29 protein-coding genes are annotated in these 24,529 nt (G+C 59.7%); 11 read left to right on the top strand and 18 right to left on the bottom strand.

The window, feature by feature from the left end; translation table 11 throughout:
* Positions 1–114 precede the first annotated feature (114 nt).
* Positions 115–2,055 (top strand): glycosyltransferase family 2 protein, encoded by a 1,941-nt coding sequence (locus tag J7400_RS19745; protein WP_209065824.1) that lies wholly within the window; start codon positions 115–117, stop codon positions 2,053–2,055.
* Position 2,056: 1 nt separating this feature from the next.
* Here the strand turns inward: J7400_RS19745 and J7400_RS19740 are convergent, their stop codons facing one another.
* A complete protein-coding gene (locus tag J7400_RS19740) occupies positions 2,057–2,695 on the bottom strand; it encodes a GntR family transcriptional regulator (protein WP_209065823.1) in 639 nt (212 codons plus the stop codon).
* Between the two features lie 127 nt (positions 2,696–2,822).
* Between J7400_RS19740 and J7400_RS19735 the strand changes: the two genes are divergently transcribed.
* The 3 genes from J7400_RS19735 (at position 2,823) to J7400_RS19725 (ending at position 5,148) form a co-directional block, all read left to right on the top strand.
* Positions 2,823–3,467: a pyrimidine 5'-nucleotidase gene (locus J7400_RS19735; protein ID WP_209065822.1), complete on the top strand. Its 645-nt coding sequence runs from the start codon at positions 2,823–2,825 to the stop codon at positions 3,465–3,467.
* A 198-nt stretch (positions 3,468–3,665) separates the two neighbouring features.
* Complete coding sequence (locus J7400_RS19730; RefSeq protein ID WP_209065821.1) at positions 3,666–3,884, top strand: hypothetical protein; 219 nt, start codon at positions 3,666–3,668, stop codon at positions 3,882–3,884.
* A 61-nt stretch (positions 3,885–3,945) separates the two neighbouring features.
* Positions 3,946–5,148 (top strand): UbiH/UbiF family hydroxylase, encoded by a 1,203-nt coding sequence (locus J7400_RS19725; protein WP_209065820.1) that lies wholly within the window; start codon positions 3,946–3,948, stop codon positions 5,146–5,148.
* 24 nt (positions 5,149–5,172) lie between these two features.
* On the opposite strand, the gene J7400_RS19720 is transcribed toward J7400_RS19725, so the two are convergent.
* Together J7400_RS19720 and J7400_RS19715 are read right to left on the bottom strand one after the other, a co-directional pair.
* Complete coding sequence (locus tag J7400_RS19720; protein WP_247738936.1) at positions 5,173–5,931, bottom strand: VCBS repeat-containing protein; 759 nt, start codon at positions 5,929–5,931, stop codon at positions 5,173–5,175.
* Entirely contained in the window at positions 5,931–6,254 is a 324-nt protein-coding gene (locus J7400_RS19715; protein ID WP_209065819.1) for a 2Fe-2S iron-sulfur cluster-binding protein, read from the bottom strand. The genes J7400_RS19720 and J7400_RS19715 overlap by 1 nt, the downstream gene beginning before the upstream one ends.
* A gap of 225 nt (positions 6,255–6,479) precedes the next feature.
* Between J7400_RS19715 and J7400_RS19710 the strand changes: the two genes are divergently transcribed.
* The gene (locus J7400_RS19710; RefSeq protein WP_247738935.1) at positions 6,480–7,052 is read left to right on the top strand and encodes a peptidoglycan-binding domain-containing protein; all 573 of its coding nucleotides are present in this window, start codon (positions 6,480–6,482) and stop codon (positions 7,050–7,052) included.
* A 51-nt stretch (positions 7,053–7,103) separates the two neighbouring features.
* Here the strand turns inward: J7400_RS19710 and J7400_RS19705 are convergent, their stop codons facing one another.
* The 5 genes from J7400_RS19705 to J7400_RS19685 all read right to left on the bottom strand — a co-directional run bounded on the left by J7400_RS19705 (position 7,104) and on the right by J7400_RS19685 (position 11,132).
* Complete coding sequence (locus J7400_RS19705; protein WP_209065897.1) at positions 7,104–8,528, bottom strand: Do family serine endopeptidase; 1,425 nt, start codon at positions 8,526–8,528, stop codon at positions 7,104–7,106.
* A gap of 218 nt (positions 8,529–8,746) precedes the next feature.
* Complete coding sequence (locus J7400_RS19700; protein ID WP_209065818.1) at positions 8,747–9,247, bottom strand: hypothetical protein; 501 nt, start codon at positions 9,245–9,247, stop codon at positions 8,747–8,749.
* 8 nt (positions 9,248–9,255) lie between these two features.
* Positions 9,256–9,375, bottom strand: a complete 120-nt coding sequence (hemP, locus tag J7400_RS19695; protein ID WP_247738944.1) for a hemin uptake protein HemP — start codon at positions 9,373–9,375, stop codon at positions 9,256–9,258.
* A 210-nt stretch (positions 9,376–9,585) separates the two neighbouring features.
* Complete coding sequence (locus J7400_RS19690) at positions 9,586–10,173, bottom strand: lytic transglycosylase (protein ID WP_209065816.1); 588 nt, start codon at positions 10,171–10,173, stop codon at positions 9,586–9,588.
* Positions 10,174–10,250: 77 nt separating this feature from the next.
* The gene (locus tag J7400_RS19685) at positions 10,251–11,132 is read right to left on the bottom strand and encodes an AEC family transporter (RefSeq protein ID WP_209065815.1); all 882 of its coding nucleotides are present in this window, start codon (positions 11,130–11,132) and stop codon (positions 10,251–10,253) included.
* Positions 11,133–11,215: 83 nt separating this feature from the next.
* On the opposite strand from J7400_RS19685, the gene hspQ reads away from it, so the two are divergent.
* On the top strand, positions 11,216–11,542 hold the full coding sequence (hspQ, locus tag J7400_RS19680; protein ID WP_209065814.1) for a heat shock protein HspQ: 327 nt from the start codon (positions 11,216–11,218) through the stop codon (positions 11,540–11,542).
* A 54-nt stretch (positions 11,543–11,596) separates the two neighbouring features.
* Here the strand turns inward: hspQ and J7400_RS19675 are convergent, their stop codons facing one another.
* From J7400_RS19675 to J7400_RS19660, 4 genes are all read right to left on the bottom strand, one after another.
* Positions 11,597–11,983, bottom strand: a complete 387-nt coding sequence (locus J7400_RS19675) for a rhodanese-like domain-containing protein (protein ID WP_209065813.1) — start codon at positions 11,981–11,983, stop codon at positions 11,597–11,599.
* Between the two features lie 2 nt (positions 11,984–11,985).
* The gene (locus J7400_RS19670; RefSeq protein WP_209065812.1) at positions 11,986–13,563 is read right to left on the bottom strand and encodes a gamma-glutamyltransferase family protein; all 1,578 of its coding nucleotides are present in this window, start codon (positions 13,561–13,563) and stop codon (positions 11,986–11,988) included.
* Between the two features lie 117 nt (positions 13,564–13,680).
* On the bottom strand, positions 13,681–14,115 hold the full coding sequence (locus tag J7400_RS19665; RefSeq protein ID WP_209065811.1) for an ATP-binding protein: 435 nt from the start codon (positions 14,113–14,115) through the stop codon (positions 13,681–13,683).
* 31 nt (positions 14,116–14,146) lie between these two features.
* Positions 14,147–14,476, bottom strand: coding sequence for an STAS domain-containing protein (locus tag J7400_RS19660; protein ID WP_209065810.1), 330 nt, complete (start codon positions 14,474–14,476; stop codon positions 14,147–14,149).
* 189 nt (positions 14,477–14,665) lie between these two features.
* On the opposite strand from J7400_RS19660, the gene J7400_RS19655 reads away from it, so the two are divergent.
* Entirely contained in the window at positions 14,666–15,838 is a 1,173-nt protein-coding gene (locus J7400_RS19655; protein ID WP_209065809.1) for an acetyl-CoA C-acyltransferase, read from the top strand.
* A 68-nt stretch (positions 15,839–15,906) separates the two neighbouring features.
* Here J7400_RS19655 and J7400_RS19650 read toward each other — a convergent pair whose 3' ends face one another.
* The 5 genes from J7400_RS19650 to rpiA form a co-directional block, all read right to left on the bottom strand.
* Positions 15,907–16,104 carry a DUF2065 family protein gene (locus J7400_RS19650; protein WP_209065808.1) on the bottom strand — a complete coding sequence of 66 codons (198 nt, stop codon included), beginning with the start codon at positions 16,102–16,104 and terminating at the stop codon, positions 15,907–15,909.
* A complete protein-coding gene (locus J7400_RS19645; protein ID WP_209065807.1) occupies positions 16,104–16,973 on the bottom strand; it encodes a protease modulator HflC in 870 nt (289 codons plus the stop codon). Before J7400_RS19645 ends, J7400_RS19650 begins: the two co-directional genes overlap by 1 nt.
* A 1-nt stretch (position 16,974) precedes the next feature.
* Positions 16,975–18,111, bottom strand: a complete 1,137-nt coding sequence (hflK, locus tag J7400_RS19640) for an FtsH protease activity modulator HflK (RefSeq protein WP_209065806.1) — start codon at positions 18,109–18,111, stop codon at positions 16,975–16,977.
* A gap of 84 nt (positions 18,112–18,195) precedes the next feature.
* Positions 18,196–19,551, bottom strand: a complete 1,356-nt coding sequence (gor, locus tag J7400_RS19635) for a glutathione-disulfide reductase (RefSeq protein ID WP_209065805.1) — start codon at positions 19,549–19,551, stop codon at positions 18,196–18,198.
* A gap of 14 nt (positions 19,552–19,565) precedes the next feature.
* A complete protein-coding gene (gene rpiA / locus J7400_RS19630; RefSeq protein WP_209065804.1) occupies positions 19,566–20,354 on the bottom strand; it encodes a ribose-5-phosphate isomerase RpiA in 789 nt (262 codons plus the stop codon).
* A gap of 226 nt (positions 20,355–20,580) precedes the next feature.
* Between rpiA and J7400_RS19625 the strand changes: the two genes are divergently transcribed.
* On the top strand, positions 20,581–21,288 hold the full coding sequence (locus J7400_RS19625) for a glutathione S-transferase family protein (protein ID WP_209065803.1): 708 nt from the start codon (positions 20,581–20,583) through the stop codon (positions 21,286–21,288).
* Positions 21,288–22,661 carry an L-serine ammonia-lyase gene (locus J7400_RS19620; RefSeq protein ID WP_209065802.1) on the top strand — a complete coding sequence of 458 codons (1,374 nt, stop codon included), beginning with the start codon at positions 21,288–21,290 and terminating at the stop codon, positions 22,659–22,661. The genes J7400_RS19625 and J7400_RS19620 overlap by 1 nt, the downstream gene beginning before the upstream one ends.
* Before the next feature lie 70 nt (positions 22,662–22,731).
* Here the strand turns inward: J7400_RS19620 and J7400_RS19615 are convergent, their stop codons facing one another.
* Complete coding sequence (locus J7400_RS19615) at positions 22,732–23,502, bottom strand: lytic transglycosylase domain-containing protein (RefSeq protein WP_348540216.1); 771 nt, start codon at positions 23,500–23,502, stop codon at positions 22,732–22,734.
* A 391-nt stretch (positions 23,503–23,893) separates the two neighbouring features.
* On the opposite strand from J7400_RS19615, the gene J7400_RS19610 reads away from it, so the two are divergent.
* Together J7400_RS19610 and J7400_RS19605 are read left to right on the top strand one after the other, a co-directional pair.
* Positions 23,894–24,106 carry a hypothetical protein gene (locus J7400_RS19610; protein WP_209065800.1) on the top strand — a complete coding sequence of 71 codons (213 nt, stop codon included), beginning with the start codon at positions 23,894–23,896 and terminating at the stop codon, positions 24,104–24,106.
* A gap of 81 nt (positions 24,107–24,187) precedes the next feature.
* Positions 24,188–24,400, top strand: coding sequence for a hypothetical protein (locus J7400_RS19605; protein WP_209064500.1), 213 nt, complete (start codon positions 24,188–24,190; stop codon positions 24,398–24,400).
* The last annotated feature ends 129 nt before the right edge of the window (positions 24,401–24,529 follow it).

Below are 24,529 nucleotides of genomic sequence, written 5' to 3'. Positions count from 1 at the left end.
ATCTGCACCGCAGGTCGGGTTTTTTAACTTTTTGCCCGTCAAAGACGATCTCGTTAACCACCTGTTAACCATAAAGGCGCAGCCTGAAACTGCGAAACAAAGCAGGTGGGCGACATGGCAGCCGCACGACTGCAAAAACTTTCGGCACCACCGCTCACGCGACAGAGCGCGCGCCTTCCCCTGGCGCGTGCTCTGATCGAGCGGAATACGGTGACACCGTGGCAGGTGTTTTACGCGCTGCAACACGAAGCCCAGTGGGACGCCTCCCTCCCCGAAATATTGACAGCACGCGGCTGGATTTCAGAGCCGGACATGCGCGCCCTGTTGGCCGAACGCCATGATTTGCGGCAGGTCGATCTCAGTCGAACGCCGCCCGCTGCGGAGCTGGCCACGCTCCTACCTCCGGAATTTTGTCTGCAGCACAGCGTGTTGCCATGGGCGCGGCTTGGCGAAACGGTGATCCTTCTGACAGGCCGCCCGCAAGCGCTGGAAACACTGCGCGCCGCCCTGCCCGATCCTCTGAAATCCGCGCTCTTTGCTGTTGCGGGCCGTCGCGACATTGAACATCACATCGCACTCTTTCATCGCAAATCTCTGACCCATCGTGCAGAAACCAGCGTGGCGGAGGCAGACAGTTGCCGCACGCTCGGGCATGCACGCAAAGGCAAAACAGCGATCTTGCTGGCGATCCTGACGTTGATCGTCGCGCTCGCGGCGGCATTCCCGTCACTTCTGCGCGACACGCTGCTCTTTTGGACATTGCTCACCCTGATGGGCGCGATTTTTCTGCGCCTTGCAGCCCTCTACCAAGCGGCCGTCTCTGCGCGCGACCCGACCGCTGAAAACGCGCTCCCCGAAACCGCCCCGCCAACCGCGATCCCGCAACCTCTCCCCCGCATTTCTGTGCTGGTGCCGCTGTTTGATGAGCCGGAAATCGCATCCGCCCTGATCCAAAGGCTCACCCATCTCACCTACCCCCGTGCGCTGCTGGAAATCGTGCTGGTGCTGGAAGAGCAAGACACCCAAACCCGCGCCGCCATTGCCAAAACCCAATTGCCCCGTTGGATGCGCGTTGTCGAAGTCCCGGCAGGTTCCGGCATCACCACCAAACCCCGCGCGCTGAACTACGCGCTCCCGTTTTGTCGCGGCGACATCATTGGTGTCTGGGACGCCGAGGATGCCCCGGCCAGTGATCAACTGGAAAAAGTCGCGGCCCACTTCGCGCACGCGGCCCCGGATGTGGCCTGCCTGCAAGGCACGCTGGACTACTACAACCCCTACACCAACTGGCTCTCGCGCTGCTTTACCATCGAATATGCAGCCTGGTTCCGGCTGGTGTTGCCCGGCCTTTCAAAGTTGGGGTTTGCGATCCCTCTGGGCGGCACCACGCTGTTTTTCCGGCGCGCCATTCTCGATGACCTCGGCGGCTGGGACAGCCACAATGTGACCGAAGACGCAGACCTCGGCATCCGCCTTGCCCGCCACGGCTACCGCACCGAGCTGCTCGATAGCGTCACCCAGGAAGAAGCCAATTGCGCGCCCATCGCATGGATTCGCCAGCGGTCCCGCTGGCTCAAGGGCTATGCGGCCACCTACATTGTCCACATGCGCCAGCCCCGGCAGCTTTTGCAGTCCTTGGGGCTACTAGGCTTTATAGGTTTCCAGCTGATCTTCCTGTGCAGCCTCAGCCAATTTTTGCTGGCCCCGCTGCTCTGGCTCCTCTGGGGGGCGGCCTTTGGCCTGCCTGCGCCGCTGATCGACCATCTGCCCGCCAGCATGCAAACTGCCATCACAGCGCTTTTGCTGACCGCCGCCGCAACCAATGGTGCCATCTGGGTCGCTGCTGTTGCCAAAACCAAACGGCCACGGCTCTACAAATGGATATTCGCGATGCTGATCTATTTCCCGCTCGCCACACTGGCGGCGTTCAAAGGCATGATCGAAATCGCCGTGGCGCCGTTTTATTGGGATAAAACCCGCCATGGCCGCACCGCGGAAGGCATCTCCCACGGGGTCGAGACACCGGCCCAGGGCACAGACACAGCGGAGATCTAAATCAGCTCTCGTTTTCCTGTTTCAGGCGCGTGACAAAAGCCGTTGAGATATGCGCGCGCAGCGCTTCATCTGCCGCGTCCCCGTCACCCGCTGTGATCGCATCCACAATGGCCTGATGCTCCACAATCGTGTCTTCACCCCGCCCTTCTACGGCAATGGAGGTGGTCGCCATCAAAGCCATAGAGCGATGCACAAGGTCGAGCTGCTGCACCAAATACCGGTTGTGGCTGGCCAGATGGATCTGCTTGTGAAACCGCCGGTTGGATCGCGCCAAGGCAGAGGGGTCATCCACCCGCGCCTGATCGGCCTCCACCATGTCTCGCAACACGCGCACCTCTTCTTGGGTGGCGTGACGCGCCGCCAGACGGGCCGCCAGCCCCTCAAGCTCGCTGCGCACCACATAAAGCTCCGCCATCTGGTTGTGATCCAGTGAGTTCACAATCAGGCTGCGCCCATCGCGCGCCAGAAGAGACTGGGTCTCCAGCCGCTGCAGCGCCTCACGGATCGGGGTGCGCGACATGCCAAACTTCTCGGCCAGATCGCTTTCCACCAGCCGGTCCCCCGGTTTGTAGACCCCCACATCAATGGCCTCCAGAATAAGCGTGTAGGCGTCCTTATTCGGGCGAGCGCTTTGGGACATATCGGGCAGCTTCCTTTGCTTCGTTGTGCGGGCCAGCATCGCGCAGCCCCCAAGGTGATGCAACCCCGCCAAAGGCGACAAACGCTCCCCCATTGCACAGAGGACGTCCCGCGCGTATCACGCCTTTATGCCTAAAGATGCTTTTTCCCATGTCACCACCTGGGTGTTTGATCTCGACAACACCCTCTATCCGCCTCAGGCGCGCCTGTTTGATCAGATCGAAGTGCGCATGACCGACTATGTCATGACGACGCTAGGGGTGGATCGCAGCACCGCCGACCGGATGCGCAAAGAGTATTGGGCGCGCTATGGCACAACGCTCACAGGCCTGATGCGCGAGCATGACGTGGACCCTGCGCCTTATCTTGTGGATGTTCACGACATCTCACTGGACCATCTGGAGCCGGACGCGGCGTTGGCCTCCCATATCAAGGCGCTGCCGGGCCGTTGCATCGTCTACACCAATGGCACCGCGCCTTATGCCGAGCGCGTGCTTGCCGCCCGTGGCCTTGAGGGGCACTTTGATGCCATCTACGGCGTGGAGCATGCCGACTTTCTGCCCAAGCCCGAGCGCGCGGCGTTTGAGACAATTTTCAGCAAAGATGGCCTCACAACACATGACGCTGCGATGTTTGAAGACGACCCGCGAAACCTGCGGGCGCCTCATGACATGGGCATGCGCACCGTGCATGTAGCCCCTGATTCTTTGGAAGAATCTCATATTCACTTCCACACGGACGACCTCACCGCCTTCCTTGCAAAGCTGCTCTGAGCGCTTCACCTGCGACACTCTGACCGCTTTCGTCCGATCCCGGGATGCATATGTCAGACGGCGCGACAGGACAGATTCCCGGACAGATTTCCAGACTTTGGAAAGATGCCTGCTGTTTCGCAGCAATCGCTGCCGTTTTTGCGGCGCACCTCCTCCAATTTATCTGCCGCCTGCGGCAGTCGTGAACAGGACACTTCCATGAGCCTTGCAGATGCCTCCGATCTGACCACCCACTCCCATGCCGACGACCACGGTGCCGAAATCACCGGTGCGGGCTGGGTCTATACCATTGTTGCGCTGCTGGTTGTGCTTTGGGGCACCTCCATCGCCCTGTTCGGCATTCCGGGCCTCTACATCCCGGCCGTGGGTGCGGTTCCAGTGATTTTCCTGGCGCTGGTTCTGATCTCCAGAGGGTGACAACCCGCCCACTTGGAACCCGCTCCGCGCGAGCGTATGGTGCGCGCCAGGAGGCGCAGCCATGACCAACAACACCCAAGTGGACATTCTTATTTCCGGTGGCGGCATCGCCGGGCTGACCGCAGCCGCCGCCTTTGGCAGCGCCGGGTTCTCCGTGCAATGTGTGGACCCGACGCCCCCGATCACAGAACGGGATGCGGCTGGTGCCGACATGCGCAGCACAGCCTTTTTGCAGCCGGCGCGCAGCCTTCTGGATGAAGCCGGCCTTTGGGCGCGGCTGGAAGATCACGCCGCCCCGCTTCAGGTCATGCGAATCGTGGATGCAGGTGGCGAGGTTGCCGAGCCGCGTATCGTCAAAGACTTTGACGCCTCAGACCTGTCTGATCTGCCCTTTGGCTGGAACCTGCCAAACTGGCTGCTGCGCCGCGAGATGCTCGCCCGCCTGCAAGACCTCGAAAATGTCGATCTGCGCCTTGGCTGTGGCACCAAGAGCCTCTTCACCCGCACGAATGAAGCGCGCGTCGGCCTGACCGATGGCAGCCAGACCCGTGCCAAACTGGTGATTGCTGCAGACGGGCGCAATTCGCCCATGCGCAAGGCCGCGGGCATTGATGTGAAAACCATCCGCTACGGCCAGAAAGCGCTGGCTCTGGCGGTGACACATCCGATCCCCCACGCCAATGTCTCCACCGAAATTCACCGCTCCGGCGGCCCGTTCACCCTGGTGCCGCTGCCGGACTACAACGGCATGCCCTCTTCCGCCCTCGTCTGGATGGAGCGCGGCCCGCGCGCTGATGCTCTGCTGACCATGGAGAAAGCGGCTTTTGAAGCGGAGATGACCGAGCGCAGCTGTGGCCTCTTTGGCCCGCTCACGCTGGCATCAAACCGCACCATCTGGCCGATCATCTCCCAATCCGCAGAACGTCTGGACGGCGAACGTCTGGCACTTGTGGCCGAAGCCGCGCATGTGGTGCCGCCCATCGGCGCTCAGGGGCTGAACATGAGCCTTGGGGACATGCGTGTCTTGCTTGATCTGGCCAAATCCGATCCTGCGAATCTCGGCAGCGCCGCGATGCTGGCAAGCTATCACCGCAAGCGCCACACGGAGATCAAGCTGCGGGTGCAGGGCATTGACCTTTTGAACCGCGCCTCCATGGCCGAGGCACAGCCCCTGCGCAATGCCCGCGCCATGGGCCTGAACGCGCTCTATGCGATGGGTCCGGTCCGTAAAACGCTTATGCAGATGGGTCTCGGCGCACGCTGAGGCCTCCCGCCCGCGGCAAGCGGCTCAGAGGGGTGCGCAGGCCAGTGCAGCCTCAAAGGACTTAGGACCTTTGAAAGCACCGATGGCGCGGGTCTGAAGGCTCGCACCGATGAGCTGCGTTGCCATAACCTTGCGCCATGTGGCGTCGGCGGTGACTAACTCAACTCCTTCGCCGCAGTCCCTGACACCACCGGAGATAAAGTCCTCCCCGATGCGGTGATTGGTCAGCTCTGACAGCGTGGCAACCTCGGTCAATTGATTATCCTGAAACCGCCACACGCGCAGCGTTTTGGCCAGATGCGGGCGATCGATGTAGGCGATTTCCACATGCCCGTCCCCATCAAGATCGGCAGCGCCAATCGGGGCCAGCCAGCGGTTACGTGTGCCAATATGCGGAGTGACAGCTATGCGCCCCGTAGCATCATAGATCGCCAGCCGCGCGCCTTTGGTCTGGCTGCTCTCCACCACGATGACTTCGCGGCTGCCATCTCCATCCACATCCACCAGTCGCGGTGCAATGTCTTCAAAAACGAGATGTTCAGGCAGCGTGATGCGCAGGGTTTTCTGCGCGTCCGTGACCATCTCAAGGGCGCCATACTCAATGGCATCCCCCAGAACACCATGCGCGTAACGCGTGGTCTCATCTGTGTAACGTGCCGAGGTGATGTCCGCCGCAGCGCTGCCCGCGCCGATCAGTGTTGCCACCAAGCTCAGAGAGCCGCAGAGCGCGCGCCAAGAGGGCTTTTGCCCCCTCTGTGCCGCGACAGACATCACAGCAGACATCAGATCTGTTTTTCCGGCATTTTGACCACAAGGCCATCCAGCGCATCGGTCACCTTGATCTGGCAGGTCAGACGGGAGGTGGTTGGGTTTGGCTCAAAGGCAAAATCCAGCATGTCTTCTTCCATGTCGTCTTTCGCGGGGAGCTTCTCAACCCAAGCGTCGTCAATATAGACATGGCAGGTCGAACAGGCGCAGGCACCACCACAGTCTGCCTCAATGCCCGGAATATTGTTGTCGCGTGCGCCTTCCATCACGGTCAGGCCATTGGCGACCTCAACCACGTGTTCGGTTCCATTATGCTCGACATAGGTAATTTTTGCCATGTCTGGCGGCTCCTCTCAAAAACTGTTCGCATCCCTAGTTAGTCAACGGCGGGCGCTGCTTCTAGCCCCTTTCGCGCCATAAAATGCATGCCTTTGAGGCATATCATGCATTTTGCTCATCTGTTTGCGCGCGAAATGCCACAGGGCCGCGCCTATGCGCCGCAGGACAGAGTTTCGCTAAGCCGCAAAACAGGTTACAAAGGGGGCAAACAAAGAGGCCCGAGCATGCCCGTTTTCACAACTCTCAGACCTGTCGCCCTGGCGACAGCCCTCAGCGCGCTGATGTTTCACGGCGGCTGCGATCCGAGTGCTGTGGACTCGCCTTACCTCGCAGCCCGCAGCGCGCCGGAGATCATTCGCGCCGGAGAAAGCGGCACACCGCCCAGTGCACGGGCCGGAAGTTGCTGGGGGCGTGATGTCACCCCGGCGGTCGTGGAAACGGTCAGCAATCAGATCATGGTGCAACCGCCCGAGGTGCTTGCCGATGGCACCGTCTTGGCCCCCGGCATTTTCCGCACCGAAACCCAACAGCGTATCGTGCGCGAGCGGCGCGAGCTTTGGTTTGAAACGCCCTGCCCTGAAGTCTGGACCGAAGAATTCACCGCCTCTGTTCAGCGCGCGCTGAAAGTGCGCGGGCTCTATTTTGGCGGCATCAGCGGGACCCCTGACGGGCGCACCCGCGCCGCGATCCAGCGCTACCAAAAGGCCGGAGGGCTCGACAGCGCCATCCTCTCCATTGAGAGCGCTCGGCGGCTTGGCTTGATCGCGGTACCGCGCGAGACGCTTGAAGCGTCCTAGCAACAAAAAAGGGCGCCGCAGCGGGCGCCCTTTAGCTTTTTGTGAGTTGCGTTAGTCCTGAATGTTGAGCGCAACGAAACGTGGCTCACCCGCGCGACGCACCAACAGCAGCAGAGATTTGCGCCCGGCGTCTTTCGCCTCTTGGATGCGATCTTCCAGATCATCAATGGAACGCAGTTTCTGCTGGCCAGCCTCGGTCAGCACATCGCCAGACCGCAGCCCTTTTTCAAAGGCTTTGGAGGTCTCATCCACATTGGTCACAACCAAGCCCTCGGTGCTGTCAGACAGCTCCATCTCGGTGCGCATCTCATCGGTCAGCGTAGTCACGGTGAGGCCAAGGATTTCTTTTTCCTTCGGCTCCTCAGACGGGGCAGGCTGGCTCGCGGGCACCGCGCCTTCGGCTTCCTCACGACGCCCCAGAGTGACCGCAAGCGTCACCTCAGAGCCATCGCGCAGCACCACAACGTCTACGGTTTTGCCAACATTGGTGTTGCCAACGCTGCGCACCAGACCGCGCACATCAGCCACCTCATCGCCATCAAAGCTCAGGATCACGTCACCGGACTGCATCCCTGCTTCCAGCGCCGGACCTTCCGGCACATCCGTGACCATCGCACCGGCTGCGTTTTTCAGGCCTTCAACCGCATCAACCATGTCTTCGGTCACATCCTGAATGCGCACACCAAGCCAGCCGCGGCGGGTTTCGCCAAATTCCTGCAGCTGATCCACCACACGGGTCACAACGTTGGACGCCATGGAAAAGCCGATGCCGATCGAGCCGCCATTGGGGGACAAAATCGCGGTGTTCACGCCAATCACTTCGCCATCCATGTTGAACAGCGGGCCACCGGAGTTGCCGCGGTTGATTGCTGCGTCGGTCTGAATGTAGTCGTCATAAGCGCCGGACAATGCACGGCCACGCTGCGACACGATGCCAGCCGACACAGAGAAGCCCTGCCCCAGCGGGTTGCCCATGGCCATAACCCAATCGCCAATGCGGGCCGCGTCACTGTTGCCGAATTCCACAAATTCCAGCGGCTCGTCAGAGTCGACCTTCAACAGCGCAATGTCGGTGTTGCGGTCGGTGCCGATCACTTTGGCGGGCAGCTCCTCGCCGGAGTAGAACTCTACAAGGATTTCATCTGCGCCTTCGATCACGTGGTTGTTTGTCACCACAAAGCCGTCTTCAGAGATCACAAACCCCGAACCCAATGCAGAGCTGCGGCGCGGACGGTCGCCCTGCCCCTGCTGGCGATCCTGAAACTCGCGGAAGAAGTCTTCAAACGGGGAGCCCTCAGGCACGATGCCCTGCGGGCCTGTGCGCCCAGCCACCACAGTGGAGGTGGTGATGTTCACCACAGAAGGGCTGATCTGTTCGGCAAGCTCTGCAAAGCTGACGGGACGGTCGTTCTGAGCCAGCGCAGTGAGAGATTGCGCCACATAGAGCGCAGCAGCCAGAAGCATCAACCAGGTCATACGCCAAAAGGCGTGAGTCGGACGTGTGTCCGTGAGTGTGTCAGAAAACACGGTCGGTTCTCCTTTGGTGTTTCATAACCAGACAGGCCAAGCCTGTCGTCTGTACAAAGCATGTGCTCTTCGGGGGCAGGATTCAACCACCTGACCGCCGCGTTGGCACAATTGCCCGTGAACCGGCGTGATATTTTAGGAAGGGCGAAGGGCTGAGCCCTTCGACATCAGTGCAAAGTGTGAGAGGCAGCCGCTTGCGTCTCTGCCTTCAGCGAAGGCCGTTTGGGCACAGGGCGTCGCTTTGGCTTGGGCACGGCCCGTGTGAACGCAGCCAGCGCAATGCCAAACTCTGCGGCAAGTCCCGAAAAACAAAGGGCCATATCCGGGCGCACGATCAGCGACGCCAGCAGCGCAGCATCTTCGTTTTCTCCGTTTGACGCGGCCTCGATCAGATGCGCAAACACCGCCTCATCGGCCCCCAGACAGTTGCAATAGAGCCCGTGACGGCACAGAGGACGACGGCCAAACTGGTGACCAACCTGCATCAAATCAGCAAACACACCGCTCACATTGCGGGCGCGCTCCGGCCCCAGAGCCATACCCAAACTGTTCTGCAAAGCGGCCTGCCCCTCGGGATCACGCTCCCAATGGCGCAACCACCGCACGGCCAATCGCTCTACATCGTTGAGATCTTCGAGCAACCCGACGCGCTGCGCTCCGCGTGTCATCGCGCCGCTCATTTGGTCAGAATCAATTTTCCTGCGCGGGTGATGCGCAGCGTATAGAGCTGGTCATTCAGGCGAATGTGCGCCAGGCCGTTTTCCCCGGTCAGGATACGCGCATCGTGCACTGGCATCGCATTTGTGTAGTCGGTGGTCTGAGTTTGCATGGTCATGGGACGCTCCATCAATTGCGGTGTTCGGCTTCCCATCGGGTGGCTGACCTCTTTCTGACTATTTTAGTCGGAATTGTCAATGCTTCAAAATTAAACCCTGCCACCCAAACAAAACAGCGCCCCGAAAGGCGCTGTGAAACGTGTGTCTTGCTTGAAAGTTTGGCGCTTCGCTTACCAGATCCGCGAACAGCTCTTCAGCTGCTGCTGGTAGCGCGCCGAGCGGCTGGCCACGTCATCGGCAATCCGCGTAAGCCAAGGCTTATTGCGATAGTTGCCGCGCGCGTAGCCGGTATGACCTTCGTGATAGTTCAGGTACTGCGCACGCGCGTCATGCAGAGACACGCCGTTGCGGTCGCGCGATTCATTCATGTACCAGCCCATAAAATCAGTGGCATCGCGAATGTCATCGCGCCGCGCGCCCCGGCTGCGGGTCTCGCGCTTATACTCATCCCACGTGCCATCCAGCGCCTGCGCATAACCATAGGCGCTGCTCTGACGGCCCATCGGCAGCACACCCAGCGCATATTTATGCGGTGTCCGCGCATTGCCGATGAATTTGCTCTCCTGATACAGCACAGCCATCTGCACATGCACCGGAACCCCCCACTTGCGTTGGGTGGTGGTGAACGCGCGCTTGAAGTGCGGCCGTTCTTTCAGAATCGCACAAGCGTTTTCCAAGTTGCTGGGCGCGCGGGTATCGGTGCTGCTACACGCAGCCACAAAGCCCAAAAGCACCAGCGCGAAGAGAAGTCTGCTCATCTGCCTCTCGCTATTTCATATTGTCTTTTTTGTCAGTCTACCGGATTTCCAGTGCGGCGGTAAATCACAATTGGACGTTATAACAACAAGGTTAACAGGAGCGGCAGCCCAATCACCGACGCCACAGTGGAAACCACCACAAAGCCCGCAACCGCATCCGCATCCGCCTCATATTTCTCCGCCAGAAGATAGCTGCTGACCCCCACAGGCATCGCCATCTGCAGCACCAGAACGCCCAGCAAAAGGCCCGACAGTCCGAACAGCGAGGCGATTCCCCAACCGATCGCAGCACAGGCCAGAAACTTCACAACCGACAGGCAGACCGCAATCATGACCCGCCCGGGTGTCAGCCGCGCCACGGCAACCCCAAGTGTCAGCAGCATAAGCGGGATGGCCATCTGCCCGATCAAATCAAGCGTGTTGGTCATAACGTCGGGCGTTTCCCAGCCCATGTAGAGAAACAGCGCGCCCAACAAAGTGGCCCAGATCATCGGCTCCTGCACCATTTTGCCCAATGCCCCCTCACCCGCCACAATCCAGATGCCCCAGGTGAAGGACAAGAGCGCCGTGACCGCCAAAAGCACGACTGAGGCTTCAAGCCCGGCCTGCCCAAAGGCAAAGAGCGCAAGCGGCACACCAAGGTTGCCCGTATTGCCAAAAATGAAGGGTGCAAGATAGGTGCGCAGGTCCAATCCGGCCAGCTTCAGGAGCAGCCAACCGAGCGCGCCGGTCGCAAAATATCCCGCAAATCCAGCCGCTGTCAGGCGCGCCAAATCGCCAAGATCCGCCTCCGTTTTCATCAGCGCCGTGAAGATCAGACAGGGCACCGCCAAATTCACGCCAAGGCGCGTAACGAATTGAATTCTATATTCAAAACCCGCCTTGACCCAGGCAAATCCAACCCCCGCAACCAGGAACACCGGCGCGACAATTTCCAACACTGTTAAGATTAGGTTCACAGACTGTTTCCCGCTAAAATTCGGCTAAAGTTGGACAAAGCCCCCTTGCAGGGTCTAACTTTGAGGAGTAGGGCCTGCAACACATGTTAAAAACACGCGCGAAATATTACCTTGGCCAAGTGGTCCGTCACCGCAAGCATCCTTTCCGGGGTGTGGTGTTTGATGTTGATCCTGAATTTGCCAACACCGAAGAGTGGTACGAAGCCATTCCCGAGGACAGCCGCCCTGCGAAAGAGCAACCTTTCTATCATCTGCTGGCTGAAAACGAACAAAGCTACTATGTGGCCTATGTGTCAGAGCAGAACCTGATTGCGGACTACTCCGGCGAGCCTGTGACCCATCCGGATCTGGATGAGATGTTCGGCCCGTTTGAAGATGGCTCCTACCCGCTGCACTTCGCGCTGAACTGAAATCTGCCAAACGCACATGAAGCGACGCCGGGCCACCAGACCCGGCGCTTTTGTTTACTCGGTGACAATCGGCGCGCCGCGTTTCTTCCATGCGCCAAAGCCGCCTTCCATTTCTGCGATATTCTCGACACCCATGTCCTGCAGTGCCTTCACCGTCAGCGCAGAGCGCCAGGCGCTGGCACAATACAGGATCGGTGTCTTGTCGGTTGCCAGCTCCTCTTTGTGGTAAGGGCTGTCTGGCGCAATCCAGAATTCCAACATACCGCGCGGTGCATGAAAGGCGCCCTCAATGCGTCCATCGCGCGCCAGCTCACGCGGATCTCTGATATCAACAAACAGCGCCTCGCCTGCGGCCACCATCTCGGCGGCCTCTTCTTGCGACAGCGTCCGAATGTCCGCTTTGGCGTTCTCCACAAGTGTTTTGATTGGTGTGATGGCCATGATTAATACCCGATTGCTGCGCCGTCTTTGCGCGGATCAGACGCCCCCTCCAGAACGCCTGAAGCATGAATGCGAATGGCCTGCGCGCCCCCAATCGGCATCGCAGGCACCACCACATTGTGCCCCAGATCCGCGAGCCCTTGCTTCACCGCATCACTGTAACCACGCTCCAGTTTCAGCTCGCCATCTTCAGTGAAGGACCGTGGCGCATCCAGCGCGGCCTGCGGGTCCATGCCGAAATCTTCGATGTTGGACAGCACGCGCGCGTGCCCGTTGGGCTGATAATGGCCACCCATCACGCCAAAGGGCATTTCCACACGGCCGTCCCGCCGCACCATGCCCGGAATGATGGTATGCATCGGGCGTTTGCCACCCAGCATTTCGTTCGGGTGGCCTTCTTTCAGGGTAAAGCCCCCGCCCCGGTTCTGCATCAGGATCCCGAATTTGTCAGAGGCAATGCCCGATCCAAAGGCGTGGAAAATCGAATAGATCATCGACACCGCCATGCCGTCTTTATCCACAACCGTCAGATAAACCGTGTCCTTATGTACCGCCTCCGTCAGCGGCGCAGCAGCGGCCATCGCGCGCTTAGGATCAATCAACGTGGCAAGTTTTTCTGCGGTCTTCAGCGACAGCATATGTTCGGTGCGGGCTGTGGTGTCCGGATCGGCAATCAGGCGGTCGCGCGCATCATAGGCCAGCTTGGCGGCTTCTGCCTCAATATGCGTGCGCGCCACGCCAAAGGGATCCATCGACGCGATGTCAAAATGATTGAGGATATTGAGCATCAGGATCGCGGTTGCGCCCTGCCCGTTGGGCGGATGCTCCAGCAGCTCAGCGCCCTTGTAGGTGCCGCCAATCGGGGTTGTGTCATTTCCGGCGGTGGCCGCAAAATCCTCAAGCGTATGGGCACCACCCATCGCCTGCAGAGTCGCCACCATATCCTCGGCGATTTCCCCGGTGTAAAAAGCATCGCGCCCCTGTGCTGCCACGCGGCGCAAAACCTCTGCTTGTCCCGGCGCGCGGAAAATATCGCCTTTCACCAGCGGCTTGCCGTCTTTCAGGTAGTGCCGGCGCCCGTGCCCTTGCAGATTGCCTTGGGTCTGGTGCCAGTCAAAGGCCGACCGTGGCCCCACCGGAATGCCCTCTTCGGCATAGCGGATCACCGGTGCGAGGCTGTCGGCGATCCCAAGTTTGCCGTAGCGCTCAGACAATGTGCAAAACCCATCAATCGCACCGGGAATGGTCACGGCCTCCACACCAAAGATTGGCACCGCTTCAAGCCCCCGCCCGCGCAGATCGGCGGCATTGGCCCCGGCAGGCGCGCGGCCAGATCCGTTAAAGGCCAAAACATCATTGCTGCCCGCCGGTGAGACCAGCGCAAAACAATCGCCCCCAATCCCCGTTGACGCAGGCTCACAAATCCCCAGCAGCACAGATCCAGCGATGGCCGCATCCATCGCGTTGCCTCCTTTGCGCAGGATGTCGACCGCCACCTCTGCCGCCAGAGGCGTGGACGTCGCGCACATGCCGTTGGTCGCCATGACAGCGGACCGGCCCGGAAAATGAAAATCTCTCATGAACTCTCCCTCACTTGTTAACGGATGTTAGGGAGCGTGACGCGCTTTGCAACCGCCTCACCAAAAAGTGGCGCGTGATTTTGATCAAAGATGGGAGTGTGCGTGAAAGCTGCGCGCTTAGTCGGGCACGCGGAAGCGCAAAGCGTTGTGACCGGACGCTCGGCGTTTGTAATCAATGTCTTCGGCGAGCGTGCGCACCAGCCCCCAGCCAAAGCCACCTTCCGGCAGCTCTTCCATGGCACCGTCCACATCGGGCATCACGCCCGCTGGCAACTGCCCATCCGGCATCGCCGCGCCATTGTCACGCACTTCGACGTTCCAGCACTGCTCAACATAGTTACAGGTGATCACGATCTGGCCATCTTCGCGTCCGGCCAGCGCATGTTCGACCACATTGTTCAGCACTTCAGCCAGCACCAATTCCAACACGCCCGCATTGCAGGCCGCAAACTCCTCAGCTGTCAGCTTCTGCCGCAGCGTCTCGAGCGCATTTCGCACCTCTTGCGGGGTGCCTGCGAGCTCGATGTGGATGTCTGATTGCGAATTGGTCACGCGTGTGAGTGCCCTACTTTGCAAAGATTTCTTATTCGGTGATGGCTTCTTCCAGCGTCGCGTGGATCCGGAACACCGTATCCATGCGGGTCAGACGAAATACCTTATCAACATTCTCATTGAGCCCGGCGAGCTCCAGCGGGTTTTCACCGCCCAGTTGCTTCATGGCCGCGACAATCGCGCCCAGACCGCTCGAATCGATGAAGTCTACTTCGGACAAATTTAGCACCACGCGCCCTTCAGCATTCTCGGTTTCTTCCCGCATACGATCCTTGAACTGAATCGCAACAGACGCATCAATGCGCGCTTCGTGAACTGACACCACAAGTGCTCCGCCCTCTGCCTTACTCGACAGATTCATAAGACGTCTCCTTCAACATTCGTCCTCAGGAAACACTATTCGGAATTCGTTACCAAGTTATGAGCGGAGGCCGGTCCAAATTGTTTATCGGCGTGCCTTTTCAGACTCATCATCCTGAAACATCCTTGCAAAGATTACCCGTCAAAGCCAAGCACATAGTGAAAGACATCACGGAGGAGGAGCGAAGGGATGCGGAGAGTAGTGATTGCAGGCGCCGCGCGCACGCCAATGGGAGGGTTTCAAGGGGCTTTTGACGGTGTGGAGGCGGCCGAACTGGGCGGCACCGCGATCAAAGCGGCCCTGAAAGACGCCGGGACAGAGACTGCCGAAGAGGTGCTCATGGGCTGCGTTTTGCCTGCGGGCCAGGGTCAGGCTCCGGCACGGCAGGCGGGCTTCAAGGCCGGGCTGGGCGAAGAGGTGCCCGCCACCACACTGAACAAGATGTGCGGCTCAGGCATGAAAGCCGCGATGATGGCGTTTGACACCGTCGCCTTGGGAGACCGCGACATCATGATCGCGGGCGGCATGGAGAGCATGACCAACGCACCTTATGTGCTGCCCAAAATGCGGGGTGGCGCGCGCATTGGCCATCAGCAGGTCGTGGATCACATGTTCCTCGACGGGCTTGAGGATGCCTATGACAAGGGCCGCCTGATGGGCACCTTTGCCGAAGATTGCGCGGAGAGCTTTCAGTTCACCCGCGAGGCGCAGGATGAATACGCGCTGCAATCGCTCTCCAACGCATTGGAGGCGCAAAAGTCAGGCGCTTTTGACGGCGAGATTGCCCCGGTCACCCTGAGCACGCGCAAAGGCACCGTAGAAATCAGCGAAGATGAACAACCGGGCAACGCGCGCCCCGACAAAATTCCGCAGCTGAAACCGGCCTTCCGCAAAGACGGCACGGTTACGCCCGCAAACAGCTCTTCGATTTCGGATGGCGCTGCCGCACTGGTGATTGCTTCAGAGGACGCTGCAGAAGCGCAGGGCCTCAAGGTGCGCGCCCATATCGTCGGGCACGCCAGCCACGCTCAGGCGCCCGGCCTGTTCACCACAGCTCCGGTGCCTGCGGCTCAGAAGCTTTTGAAGAAAATCGGCTGGCAGAAAGAAGACGTTGAGCTGTGGGAGGTCAACGAAGCCTTTGCCGTGGTGCCGATGGCCTTCATGCAGGAGATGGGGCTGAGCCGCGACATTGTGAATGTAAACGGTGGAGCCTGCGCGCTTGGTCACCCGATCGGGGCCAGCGGCGCGCGCATCATGGTCACGCTCTTGAATGCCATGGAAAAACGCGGCCTGAAGCGCGGCGTCGCGGCGATCTGCATCGGCGGCGGCGAAGGCACGGCAATCGCCATCGAACGCCCCTGAGACATCACCCCAAAAATCACAAAGGCCGCGAGACATTCTCGCGGCCTTTTGCGTTTCAGTTTACCGGCTCACGCGCCCAGCGCTTTGGCCAGCCAGACCAACAACAGCCCAAGGGCCATTGCCGCAAGCCCCATATAGCGGCGCTGCGTCTCGGGGATCGCGCGCAGCATCGCAAGCAGGTCTTCGACAATCGAAGGGGCCAGCGCGTACACCAGCCCCTCCACAATCAACACAAGCCCGAAGGCCAGAAGCGCAACGCCCAGCATCAGCGGCCTTGCGCGTCCTTGAAGTAGTTGAAGAATTCACTCTCAGGCGACAACACCATGGTGGAGTTGTTGGACTGCAGCGCCGCACGGTACGCATTGAGCGAGCGGTAGAATTCAAAGAATTCCGGATCTTCACCAAAGGACTGCGCAAAAATCGCGTTCCGCTCCGCATCCGCTTCACCGCGTGTGATCTCAGACTGACGCTGCGCATCAGACACAAGCTCCACCACGGTACGATCCGCCTGCGCGCGCTTACGCTGTGCAGCCTCTTCACCGCGGGCAATCTCGTCCGCCGCTTCCCGTTCACGTTCTGCACGCATCCGTGCAAAGGTCGCTTCAAGGTTGGCTGGCGGCAGGTCGGTGCGCTTCAGACGCACGTCGATCACTTCCAGACCCAGCGAACGTGCCTCAGAGATCGCATTGTCGCGAATGCGGTTCATCAGGCTTTCACGCTCAGTAGACAGCACCTGATCAGACCGCACAGAACCGAGCACCTCACGGGTCTGCGCCCGCAGGATGTTGTCCAGACGCTGCTCCGCCAGCGCTTCACCACCGGCACCAACGGCCAGGCGGAACTGGGTGACATCCGCAATCCGGAAACGCGCAAACGCATCCACGATCAGACGACGGTCATCCAGCGGGGTGACTTCCAGCGGGCCAACTTCACGGCTCAGGATACGGTCATCATAGCGCACAACCTCTTGAATCAGAGGAATTTTAAACGCCAGACCCGGATCCTCTTTCACAGAGACCACACGGCCAAACTGCAGCACCAGCGCCTTTTGGCGTTCATCCACGATGAACAGGGAGGACAGAATGCCGGCAATGACGATCACCAGAACAGGCAGAAGATATGTTGTCTTTTTCATATCAGTTGTTCCCCTTGCGCAGTTCGTTCAGCGGCAGGTAAGGCACCACGCCCTGATCCCCGGTGTTTTCATCGATGATCACTTTATCGATGCCACCCAGAACCTCTTCCATGGTCTCAAGATAAAGACGCTTGCGGGTCACATCAGGCGCTTTGGCGTATTCTTCCAGAACAGCGGAGAAGCGGCTCGCCTCACCCTGTGCCTGGTTCACAACCTGCGCACGGTACGCTTCAGCCTCTTCCAGAATCTGCGCGGCTTCACCACGCGCCCCGGCGGTCACACGGTTGGAGTAAGCGTCTGCCTGTTTCTCAAGACGGTCGCGCTCCTGACTTGCCGATTGCACTTCGCGGAAAGCGTCTTTCACTTCTTCGGGCGGATCGGCACCGTCAAAGTTCACCCGCACGATGTTCACACCGGAGTTATAGGTGTCCAGCGTGGTTTGGATGCTCTCCTGTAGACGGTCCGTGATGATACCACGGTCACGGTTCAGCACCGGCGCCAGCTCAGATTGCGCGATGATTTCACGCATCGCAGATTCAGACACGGCGCGGATGGTTTCCTGCGGGTCACGCAGGTTGAACAGATACTGCGCCGGATCAGAGATGTTCCAGACCACCTGGAAATCAATGTCGACGATGTTCTCGTCCCCGGTCAGCATCAGCCCATCCGTGCGGCTGCCACGGGTCGGGATGTCTTCGGTCTGTTCGTTGGTGACCGGAAGAACCTCGGCAGTGACCAGCGGCCAGGGGGCAAAGTTCAGACCCGGATTGCCGGTTGCGGAATACTCACCAAGAAACAGCTCAACGGACTTTTCTTCGGGCTTTACGGTGTAAAAGCTCGCCATCGCCCAGAGACCGGCAGCGACCAGCGCACCAATCGCAACGGTGCCTTTGGTCAGACCGGGGCCGCCTTGGCCTCCGGCACCACCGCCATTGCGCTGGCCTCCGCCACCGCCACGGCCGCCCATCAGAACGCGCAGCTGATCCTGACCCTTTTTCATCAGGTCATCTATGTCCGGGATCTGCGGCCCGTCACCCTGCGGCGGACGTTGGCCGTTTCCATTGTTGTTGCCGCGATTTCCGCCGCCGCCTTGGTTATTGCCGCCCCCTCCCCAGGGGCCGCCATTGTTACCTGCCATACGGGATCTTCCCTCTCTACGTATCGTCATTGGCGCACCCTCTAAACCTGAGGGCTGCGCCGAAAAAATCAACCCATCCGCCGCTTAGGTGCTGCGGCTGGGCACCTTCATCGTCACAAGTTCCTCTGACATGGTCGGGTGCACAGCCACCGTCCGGTCAAAGTCCTCTTTGGTTGCGCCCATTTTTACGGCGATGCCGGCAAGCTGGATCATCTCACCTGCCCCCGGCGCCACGATGTGACAGCCAAGCACCTTGCGGTTGGCCTTGCTGACAATCAGCTTCATCAGCACACGCTCCGCGCGCCCGGCAAAGGCCTGCTGCATCGGCTTAAAGCTCGCAGTATAGACCTCAATCGGCTCCTGCGCTGCCGCTTCTTCCTCGCTCAGCCCCACGGTGCCCATTTCAGGCTGTGTGAAAATGGCGGTCGGGATCAGCTCGTGATCCACCTCGGTGGGGTTGCCTTTGAACACAGTTTCCACAAAGGCCATGCCTTCGCGGATCGCCACAGGGGTCAGGTTCACGCGGTCGGTCACATCGCCCACCGCATAGACCGACGGCACGCCGGTCTGACTGTAGCTGTCCACTTCCACTTCGCCTTTGCGGCCAAGCTTCACGCCGATCTCTGCCAGCCCCATGTTCTCGGTGTTGGGCGCACGCCCTGTGGCAAACATGACCTGATCAAACAGATGGGTCTTGCCGTGGGTGTCGGTGACAGCGATCTGCTCCCCCTCTTTGCGCATCTCAGCCACGTTGGTGTTGAGCTGCACGTCAATGCCGCGCTGCACCATCTCCTCAGAGACCATGGTGCGGGCTTCGTCATCAAACCCACGCAGGATCTGCGGGCCGCGATAGAACTGGGTGGTTTTCACACCAAGACCGTTCATGATACCGGCAAATTCAGAGGCGATATAGCCGCCGCCCACAATCAGGATGCTTTCCGGCAGCTTCTCCAGATGGAAAATCTCGTTGGAGCTGATGCCCAGCTCCGCCCCCGGCAGGTCCGGCCATACCGGACGGCCACCCATGGCGAGCAGCACATGTTTGGCGGTTTTGCGGGTGCCATCGGCCAGCTCAACAGTGTGGGCATCCACCATCTTGGCGCGCTGGTCAAAGCTCTCCACACCGCTGTTCTTCAGCAGATTGCGGTAGATGCCTTCCAGACGGTCCAGCTCCGCATGCAGCTTCACCTTGAACGCATCCCAGCTGAAATCACCGAGTTGGATGTCCCAGCCATAGGCCTGCGCATCTCCCACCATTCCGGAATATTCGGAGGCGAACACCATCAGCTTTTTGGGCACACAGCCCCGGATCACACAGGTGCCCCCGTAGCGGTCCTCTTCGGCCAGGGCGACCTTCACACCTTCGGCTGCCGCCACACGCGCAGCCCGTACACCACCGGAGCCACCGCCGATGACAAAGAGATCGTAATCAAATGACATGATTGGCCTTTTTGTTAGTCCACAAGATCCGTGAACAGGTTGTCTGTTTCTGCGAAATCCAGCATCGCTTCTTCGATTGTGCCGGCATTGATGTCACGCACTTCCACGCGACCGTCGCCATAGCCGACCACAACAGCATCACAGATATCGATGAAGAGTCCGTTTTCAACCACGCCCGGCATCTGGTTGATTGCCAGCGCAAGCTGGCGTGCATCGCCGATCCGGTTGAGGTGCAAATCGAGGATGTGATTGCCCTCATCGGTCACAAAAGGCGCAGCGCCATTCATCCGCAATGTGCTTGTCCGGCCAAGCACATCCATGCTCACGAGGGTCTCTTCAATCAACGCCTGTGTGGTCTGCCAGCCAAAGGGCACGACCTCCAGCGGCAAAGGGAACGTGCCCAGCGTCTCGACCTCTTTGCCCACATCAGCAATCACAACCATTTGATCAGAGGCGGTGGCCACGATCTTCTCCTGCAACAGCGCGCCACCGCCGCCTTTGATCAGATTGAGATCCGCATCAAACTCATCCGCGCCGTCAATGGTCACATCCAGCCACTTGGCTTCATCAAGGCTGATCACCTCGATGCCCACTTCCCGCGCCAGCTCGGCAGTGCGGGTGGAGGTTGGCACGCCTTTGATCCGCAGACCCTGATCGCGCACCATTTCGCCAAGGCACCGCACCAGCCAGGCCGCGGTTGATCCGGTCCCCAGCCCCACGCGCATGCCATCCTCGACATAGTCCGTGGCGCGTTTGGCGGCGACAAATTTGGCCTTGTCGATGGGCGACAATTCTCCGGTCATTGCGGCAACTCCCTGCATACTTTGCAGCTTTATAGAAAAGATGGCCGCCGGGGGCGAGAGCCGATTGCTCTAAATTCCGTGCAATACGGTGCTTTTGGCGATTTCAGCGCCCAAAATCTGCTCCGGGTGTCGCCACTGACATTGACCTTGGCGATGCTGCGTGTTTCCCATCGGAAACGTCGCTTTTGCGCCGCACCTCCCCCGCCCGCACGGATAAAACAGAGATATGATAGAGACCTTTCGCCTGCACTATGCCCCAGACAATGCCTCGCTGATCATTCGGCTGGCACTGGAGGAGCTTGGCCTGTCGTATGAGACACTGCTCGTGGACCGGCGCAACAAGGCGCAATGCTCTCCCGCTTATCTGGCGTTGAACCCCAATGGCACCATTCCGGTTCTGGAAACCTCAGACGGCGTTCTGTTTGAAACCGCTGCCATTCTGATGTGGCTTTCTGAGACTACTGGAAAACTGGCGCCGCCAACCGGCTCCCCGCTGCGCGCGCCCTTTCTCAAGTGGATGTTCTGGTGCTCAAACACCTTCCAGATTGACCTGCGGCATTTCTTCTATCCTGAAAAATTCATCGGCCACGATCCCGAGCATCAGGCCCAGCTGCGCAAAATTTTCCGCCAACGTCTGGAGCAGGACCTGCAGATTCTAGAAGACGGCCTCACTCAGACGCCCGATCTCGCAGGCGCAGAGGCCCCCACTTTGCTGGATATCTATGTGCCCTGCCTGCTGCGCTGGACCAAACTCTACGCCGATCTGCCCGATCACCGCTGGTTTGACATCAACCGCTACCCCACGCTCCTGCGCATTTGCACCCGCGCCGAAGCGCGGGCCAGCACCCATGCCGCTCAGATCGCCGAAGGTCTGGGCCCGACACCCTTTACCAACCCCGCTCTAGCTGCACCGCCAGAAGGATCTGCCACCTAATGTTTCTCTCTGTCTTTGATATGTTCAAAGTGGGCGTTGGCCCCTCCTCTTCCCACACCATGGGCCCCATGGTTGCGGCCGCGCGCTTTCTTGATGTGCTGCGCGCCTCCCCCTTTGACGCCCACGGCCTGCGCGCAAGCCTGCATGGCTCTCTCGCCTTCACCGGCGTCGGCCACGCGACCGACCGCGCCACCATTCTGGGCCTCGCAGGCTTTCTGCCAGACAGCTATGACCACGAAAAAGCGGAAGTCACGCTGGAACAGATCCGCACCACCGGCCAGGTCCACCCAGAAGGCCTGCACCCGCTCGCCTTTGAGCCGCGCGAAGATCTCAAATTTGACTTCGGCCCCAACCTGCCGGGCCACGCCAACGGTATGATCCTCATGGCCACCGATGCGCAGGGCGACGTGATCCTGCAGGAAACCTACTACTCCATTGGCGGTGGCTTTGTGCTGACAGAAGCAGAGCTGGAAAGCGGCGCAGCCACCGACGAAGGCGCGCCAATCCCCTATCCCTTCAAATCCGCAGCAGAAATGCTGGAGATGGCCGAACACTCCGGCAAATCCATTGCCCAGATGAAGCGCTCCAACGAAATCGCACGCGGCTGCACCGAAAGCCTTGCCAAGGGTTGCGCCCGGATCTGGCAAGTCATGAACGACTGCATTGAGCGCGGCCTGACCACAGATGGCACCCTGCCCGGTGGGCTGAATGTGCGCCGCCGCGCCAAAGGCATCCATGACGCGCTGCTGGCCGAACGCGGTATGAACCTCAACGCGCCCCACACAATCAACGACTGGATGAGCGCTTATGCCATGGCGGTGAACGAAGAAAACGCCGCTGGCGGGCAGGTTGTGACCGCCCCCACCAATGGCGCGGCTGGTGTGATGCCTGCGGTGATCCGCTACTGGCTCGATCATGTGCCAGGTGCAAGCGCCAGCCGGGTCGAAGAATTCCTGCTGACCGCCGCCGCCATCGGCGGACTGGTGAAGTTCAACGCCTCAATCTCCGGTGCAGAGGCAGGCTGTCAGGCCGAAGTCGGCTCAGCCTCCGCCATGGCCGCCGCAGGCCTCTGCGCCGTGATGGGCGGCACGCCGGAACAGGTGGAAAACGCCGCCGAAATCGCGCTTGAGCACCACTTGGGCATGACCTGCGACCCGGTCAAAGGCCTGGTGCAGGTGCCCTGCATCGAGCGCAACGGCCTTGGCGCGATCAAGGCCGTATCTGCCGCCTCCCTAGCCCTACGCGGAGATGGCCAGCACTTTGTGCCGCTGGATTCCGTCATCGAAACCATGCGCCAGACCGGTGCGGACATGCACGAGAAGTACAAAGAGACCTCTCTGGGTGGTCTGGCCGTCAACGTGCCAAACTGCTGACGCAGCACCAAACGGCCCGTTTCTCACGGCTCAAACATCAGCTTACCGGCGCCGCCTCAGAGTGGCGCCGTTAAGGTTTCACAAAAACACACCCATCCGAAATCAACTCAGGCGGCGTGATGCACAACGCCCGCGCCACCTCAAAGGCCGCGAGCACTTTGGGCACATACGCGCGCGTCTCGGGAAATGGCGGCACCCCGCCGTGGGTCGCGATGGAGTTTTCCCCCGCGTTATAGCCCGCCAGCACCAAAATCGGATCGCCTGAGAATTTCTCCATCAGAAAATCCAGATACCGAATGCCGCCGCCGATATTGTCCGCCCCGTCAAAAGCGTCCGCCACCTCAAAGCGCGCAGCGGTGTCCGGCATCAGCTGCATCAGCCCCTGCGCTCCGGCCTTGCTGACCGCATCCGCCTGCCCCGCGCTCTCCACCGCAATCACCGCCAATGCCAATGCGGGTGAAACAGTGGTGCCGATTGAGGCGAGCAAAATATCTGTGCCGTGATTTGCCGTAATCGCTTGCAGCGTCGCCAACCGCGGCGTCGCCAGCCGCCCACCTTCCGGCGGATTGGAGAGCCGCTGCAGCGCAGGCTCAAGCCGTCCAGGACCACTCGCGGTCACATCAGGTGAAATATCCTGCCAAAACCACGCCATGGTCTGTACCGCTGGCGCGGCGATCGGCGCATCTCCCTCGGCCTCTTGCGCCGCAAGCGCCGGTTCTGCAGGCGTGATTTGAACGGTAATGCGCTTGCTCTGCCCCGGAGTTGGCGGCTTCACCCTTTTGGCGGAAAAATCAGGAAAGGGCTTGGGGGCCTCCGCCGCCAGACCGGTTGCAAATCCCACACAACACATCAGTGCGCAGCACCTTACCCACCTAAAATCAACCATTTATCAATCCTGCTCGGCGTATTTTCTTTCAGTCTCGCAAATTTCACAGCTGCGGACCAGTTTTAGACAGCCGATTCCGCCCAAATCGACGCGGATTCGCGCCCTCAACCAGCGAACCAAAGATTTATCCAAGCTGCTGGTTAATTTTTTTAACGTTTAAAAACATAAACTTAATTCTGAAAATTCAACATTTTCCAGATGATCCAAAATCGAGCCACTTGCGCCCAATTCCCGCCCCATTCGACGCGGATATTGCATCCATACCAAGTCGGGACGGCACAGGAGAGAGCTGCCACCATCCCCGACAAGGTGGCACAAATTCTTAGATCCTTTGGAGGGACACACCATGATCAAGTTCATCAAGAACTTCCGCAAAGACGAAGCTGGCGCAGTCACCGTAGACTGGGTTGTTCTGACTGCAGCCGTTGTTGGCCTCGCAGTTGCAGCATTCACTGCAATCGAAACCACAACTTCCGGCCTGACCACTGAAGCAGCCGCGGCTCTGACCTCTGCTGACGCAACAACCAGCGCCATCGCAACAACCAGCAGCTCCAACTAATCCCTGAGAGCTTCTCATAGGAGCAGGACAGCCTAAAGGGCCTCGCCCTGCTCTATTGCCCCCCTTTACTGGAGAAATCCCATGATCAAGTTCATCAAAAACTTCCGCAAAGACGAAGCTGGCGCAGTTACCGTAGACTGGGTTGTTCTGACCGCTGCCGTTGTTGGCCTGGCCGTTGCAGCATTCACTGCAATCGAAACCACAACTTCCGGCCTGACCACTGAAGCAGCCGCGGCACTGACCTCTGCTGACGCAACAACCAGCACCATCGCAACAACCAGCAGCTCCAACTAAAACCTGAGAGCTTCTCATAGGAGCAGGACAGCCTAAAGGGCCTCGCCCTGCTCTATTGCCCCCCTTTACTGGAGAAATCCCATGATCAAGTTCATCAAAAACTTCCGCAAAGACGAAGCTGGCGCAGTC

Source organism: Shimia sp. R9_2, assembly GCF_017743735.1.
GTDB lineage: Bacteria > Pseudomonadota > Alphaproteobacteria > Rhodobacterales > Rhodobacteraceae > Shimia.
This window is presented reverse-complemented; position numbering and strand designations above follow the sequence as displayed.

Excerpts from the sequence above, each read along its gene's own strand:
- J7400_RS19745 (WP_209065824.1), top strand. The coding sequence starts at position 115 with ATGGCAGCCGCACGACTGCAAAAACTTTCGGCACCACCGCTCACGCGA.
- J7400_RS19740 (WP_209065823.1), bottom strand. The coding sequence starts at position 2,695 with ATGTCCCAAAGCGCTCGCCCGAATAAGGACGCCTACACGCTTATTCTG.
- J7400_RS19735 (WP_209065822.1), top strand. The coding sequence starts at position 2,823 with ATGCCTAAAGATGCTTTTTCCCATGTCACCACCTGGGTGTTTGATCTC.
- J7400_RS19730 (WP_209065821.1), top strand. The coding sequence starts at position 3,666 with ATGAGCCTTGCAGATGCCTCCGATCTGACCACCCACTCCCATGCCGAC.
- J7400_RS19725 (WP_209065820.1), top strand. The coding sequence starts at position 3,946 with ATGACCAACAACACCCAAGTGGACATTCTTATTTCCGGTGGCGGCATC.
- J7400_RS19720 (WP_247738936.1), bottom strand. The coding sequence starts at position 5,931 with ATGTCTGCTGTGATGTCTGTCGCGGCACAGAGGGGGCAAAAGCCCTCT.
- J7400_RS19715 (WP_209065819.1), bottom strand. The coding sequence starts at position 6,254 with ATGGCAAAAATTACCTATGTCGAGCATAATGGAACCGAACACGTGGTT.
- J7400_RS19710 (WP_247738935.1), top strand. The coding sequence starts at position 6,480 with ATGCCCGTTTTCACAACTCTCAGACCTGTCGCCCTGGCGACAGCCCTC.
- J7400_RS19705 (WP_209065897.1), bottom strand. The coding sequence starts at position 8,528 with ATGACCTGGTTGATGCTTCTGGCTGCTGCGCTCTATGTGGCGCAATCT.
- J7400_RS19700 (WP_209065818.1), bottom strand. The coding sequence starts at position 9,247 with ATGACACGCGGAGCGCAGCGCGTCGGGTTGCTCGAAGATCTCAACGAT.
- hemP (WP_247738944.1), bottom strand. The coding sequence starts at position 9,375 with ATGCCAGTGCACGATGCGCGTATCCTGACCGGGGAAAACGGCCTGGCG.
- J7400_RS19690 (WP_209065816.1), bottom strand. The coding sequence starts at position 10,173 with ATGAGCAGACTTCTCTTCGCGCTGGTGCTTTTGGGCTTTGTGGCTGCG.
- hspQ (WP_209065814.1), top strand. The coding sequence starts at position 11,216 with ATGTTAAAAACACGCGCGAAATATTACCTTGGCCAAGTGGTCCGTCAC.
- J7400_RS19675 (WP_209065813.1), bottom strand. The coding sequence starts at position 11,983 with ATGGCCATCACACCAATCAAAACACTTGTGGAGAACGCCAAAGCGGAC.
- J7400_RS19670 (WP_209065812.1), bottom strand. The coding sequence starts at position 13,563 with ATGAGAGATTTTCATTTTCCGGGCCGGTCCGCTGTCATGGCGACCAAC.
- J7400_RS19660 (WP_209065810.1), bottom strand. The coding sequence starts at position 14,476 with ATGAATCTGTCGAGTAAGGCAGAGGGCGGAGCACTTGTGGTGTCAGTT.
- J7400_RS19655 (WP_209065809.1), top strand. The coding sequence starts at position 14,666 with ATGCGGAGAGTAGTGATTGCAGGCGCCGCGCGCACGCCAATGGGAGGG.
- J7400_RS19650 (WP_209065808.1), bottom strand. The coding sequence starts at position 16,104 with ATGCTGGGCGTTGCGCTTCTGGCCTTCGGGCTTGTGTTGATTGTGGAG.
- J7400_RS19645 (WP_209065807.1), bottom strand. The coding sequence starts at position 16,973 with ATGAAAAAGACAACATATCTTCTGCCTGTTCTGGTGATCGTCATTGCC.
- hflK (WP_209065806.1), bottom strand. The coding sequence starts at position 18,111 with ATGGCAGGTAACAATGGCGGCCCCTGGGGAGGGGGCGGCAATAACCAA.
- gor (WP_209065805.1), bottom strand. The coding sequence starts at position 19,551 with ATGTCATTTGATTACGATCTCTTTGTCATCGGCGGTGGCTCCGGTGGT.
- rpiA (WP_209065804.1), bottom strand. The coding sequence starts at position 20,354 with ATGACCGGAGAATTGTCGCCCATCGACAAGGCCAAATTTGTCGCCGCC.
- J7400_RS19625 (WP_209065803.1), top strand. The coding sequence starts at position 20,581 with ATGATAGAGACCTTTCGCCTGCACTATGCCCCAGACAATGCCTCGCTG.
- J7400_RS19620 (WP_209065802.1), top strand. The coding sequence starts at position 21,288 with ATGTTTCTCTCTGTCTTTGATATGTTCAAAGTGGGCGTTGGCCCCTCC.
- J7400_RS19610 (WP_209065800.1), top strand. The coding sequence starts at position 23,894 with ATGATCAAGTTCATCAAGAACTTCCGCAAAGACGAAGCTGGCGCAGTC.
- J7400_RS19605 (WP_209064500.1), top strand. The coding sequence starts at position 24,188 with ATGATCAAGTTCATCAAAAACTTCCGCAAAGACGAAGCTGGCGCAGTT.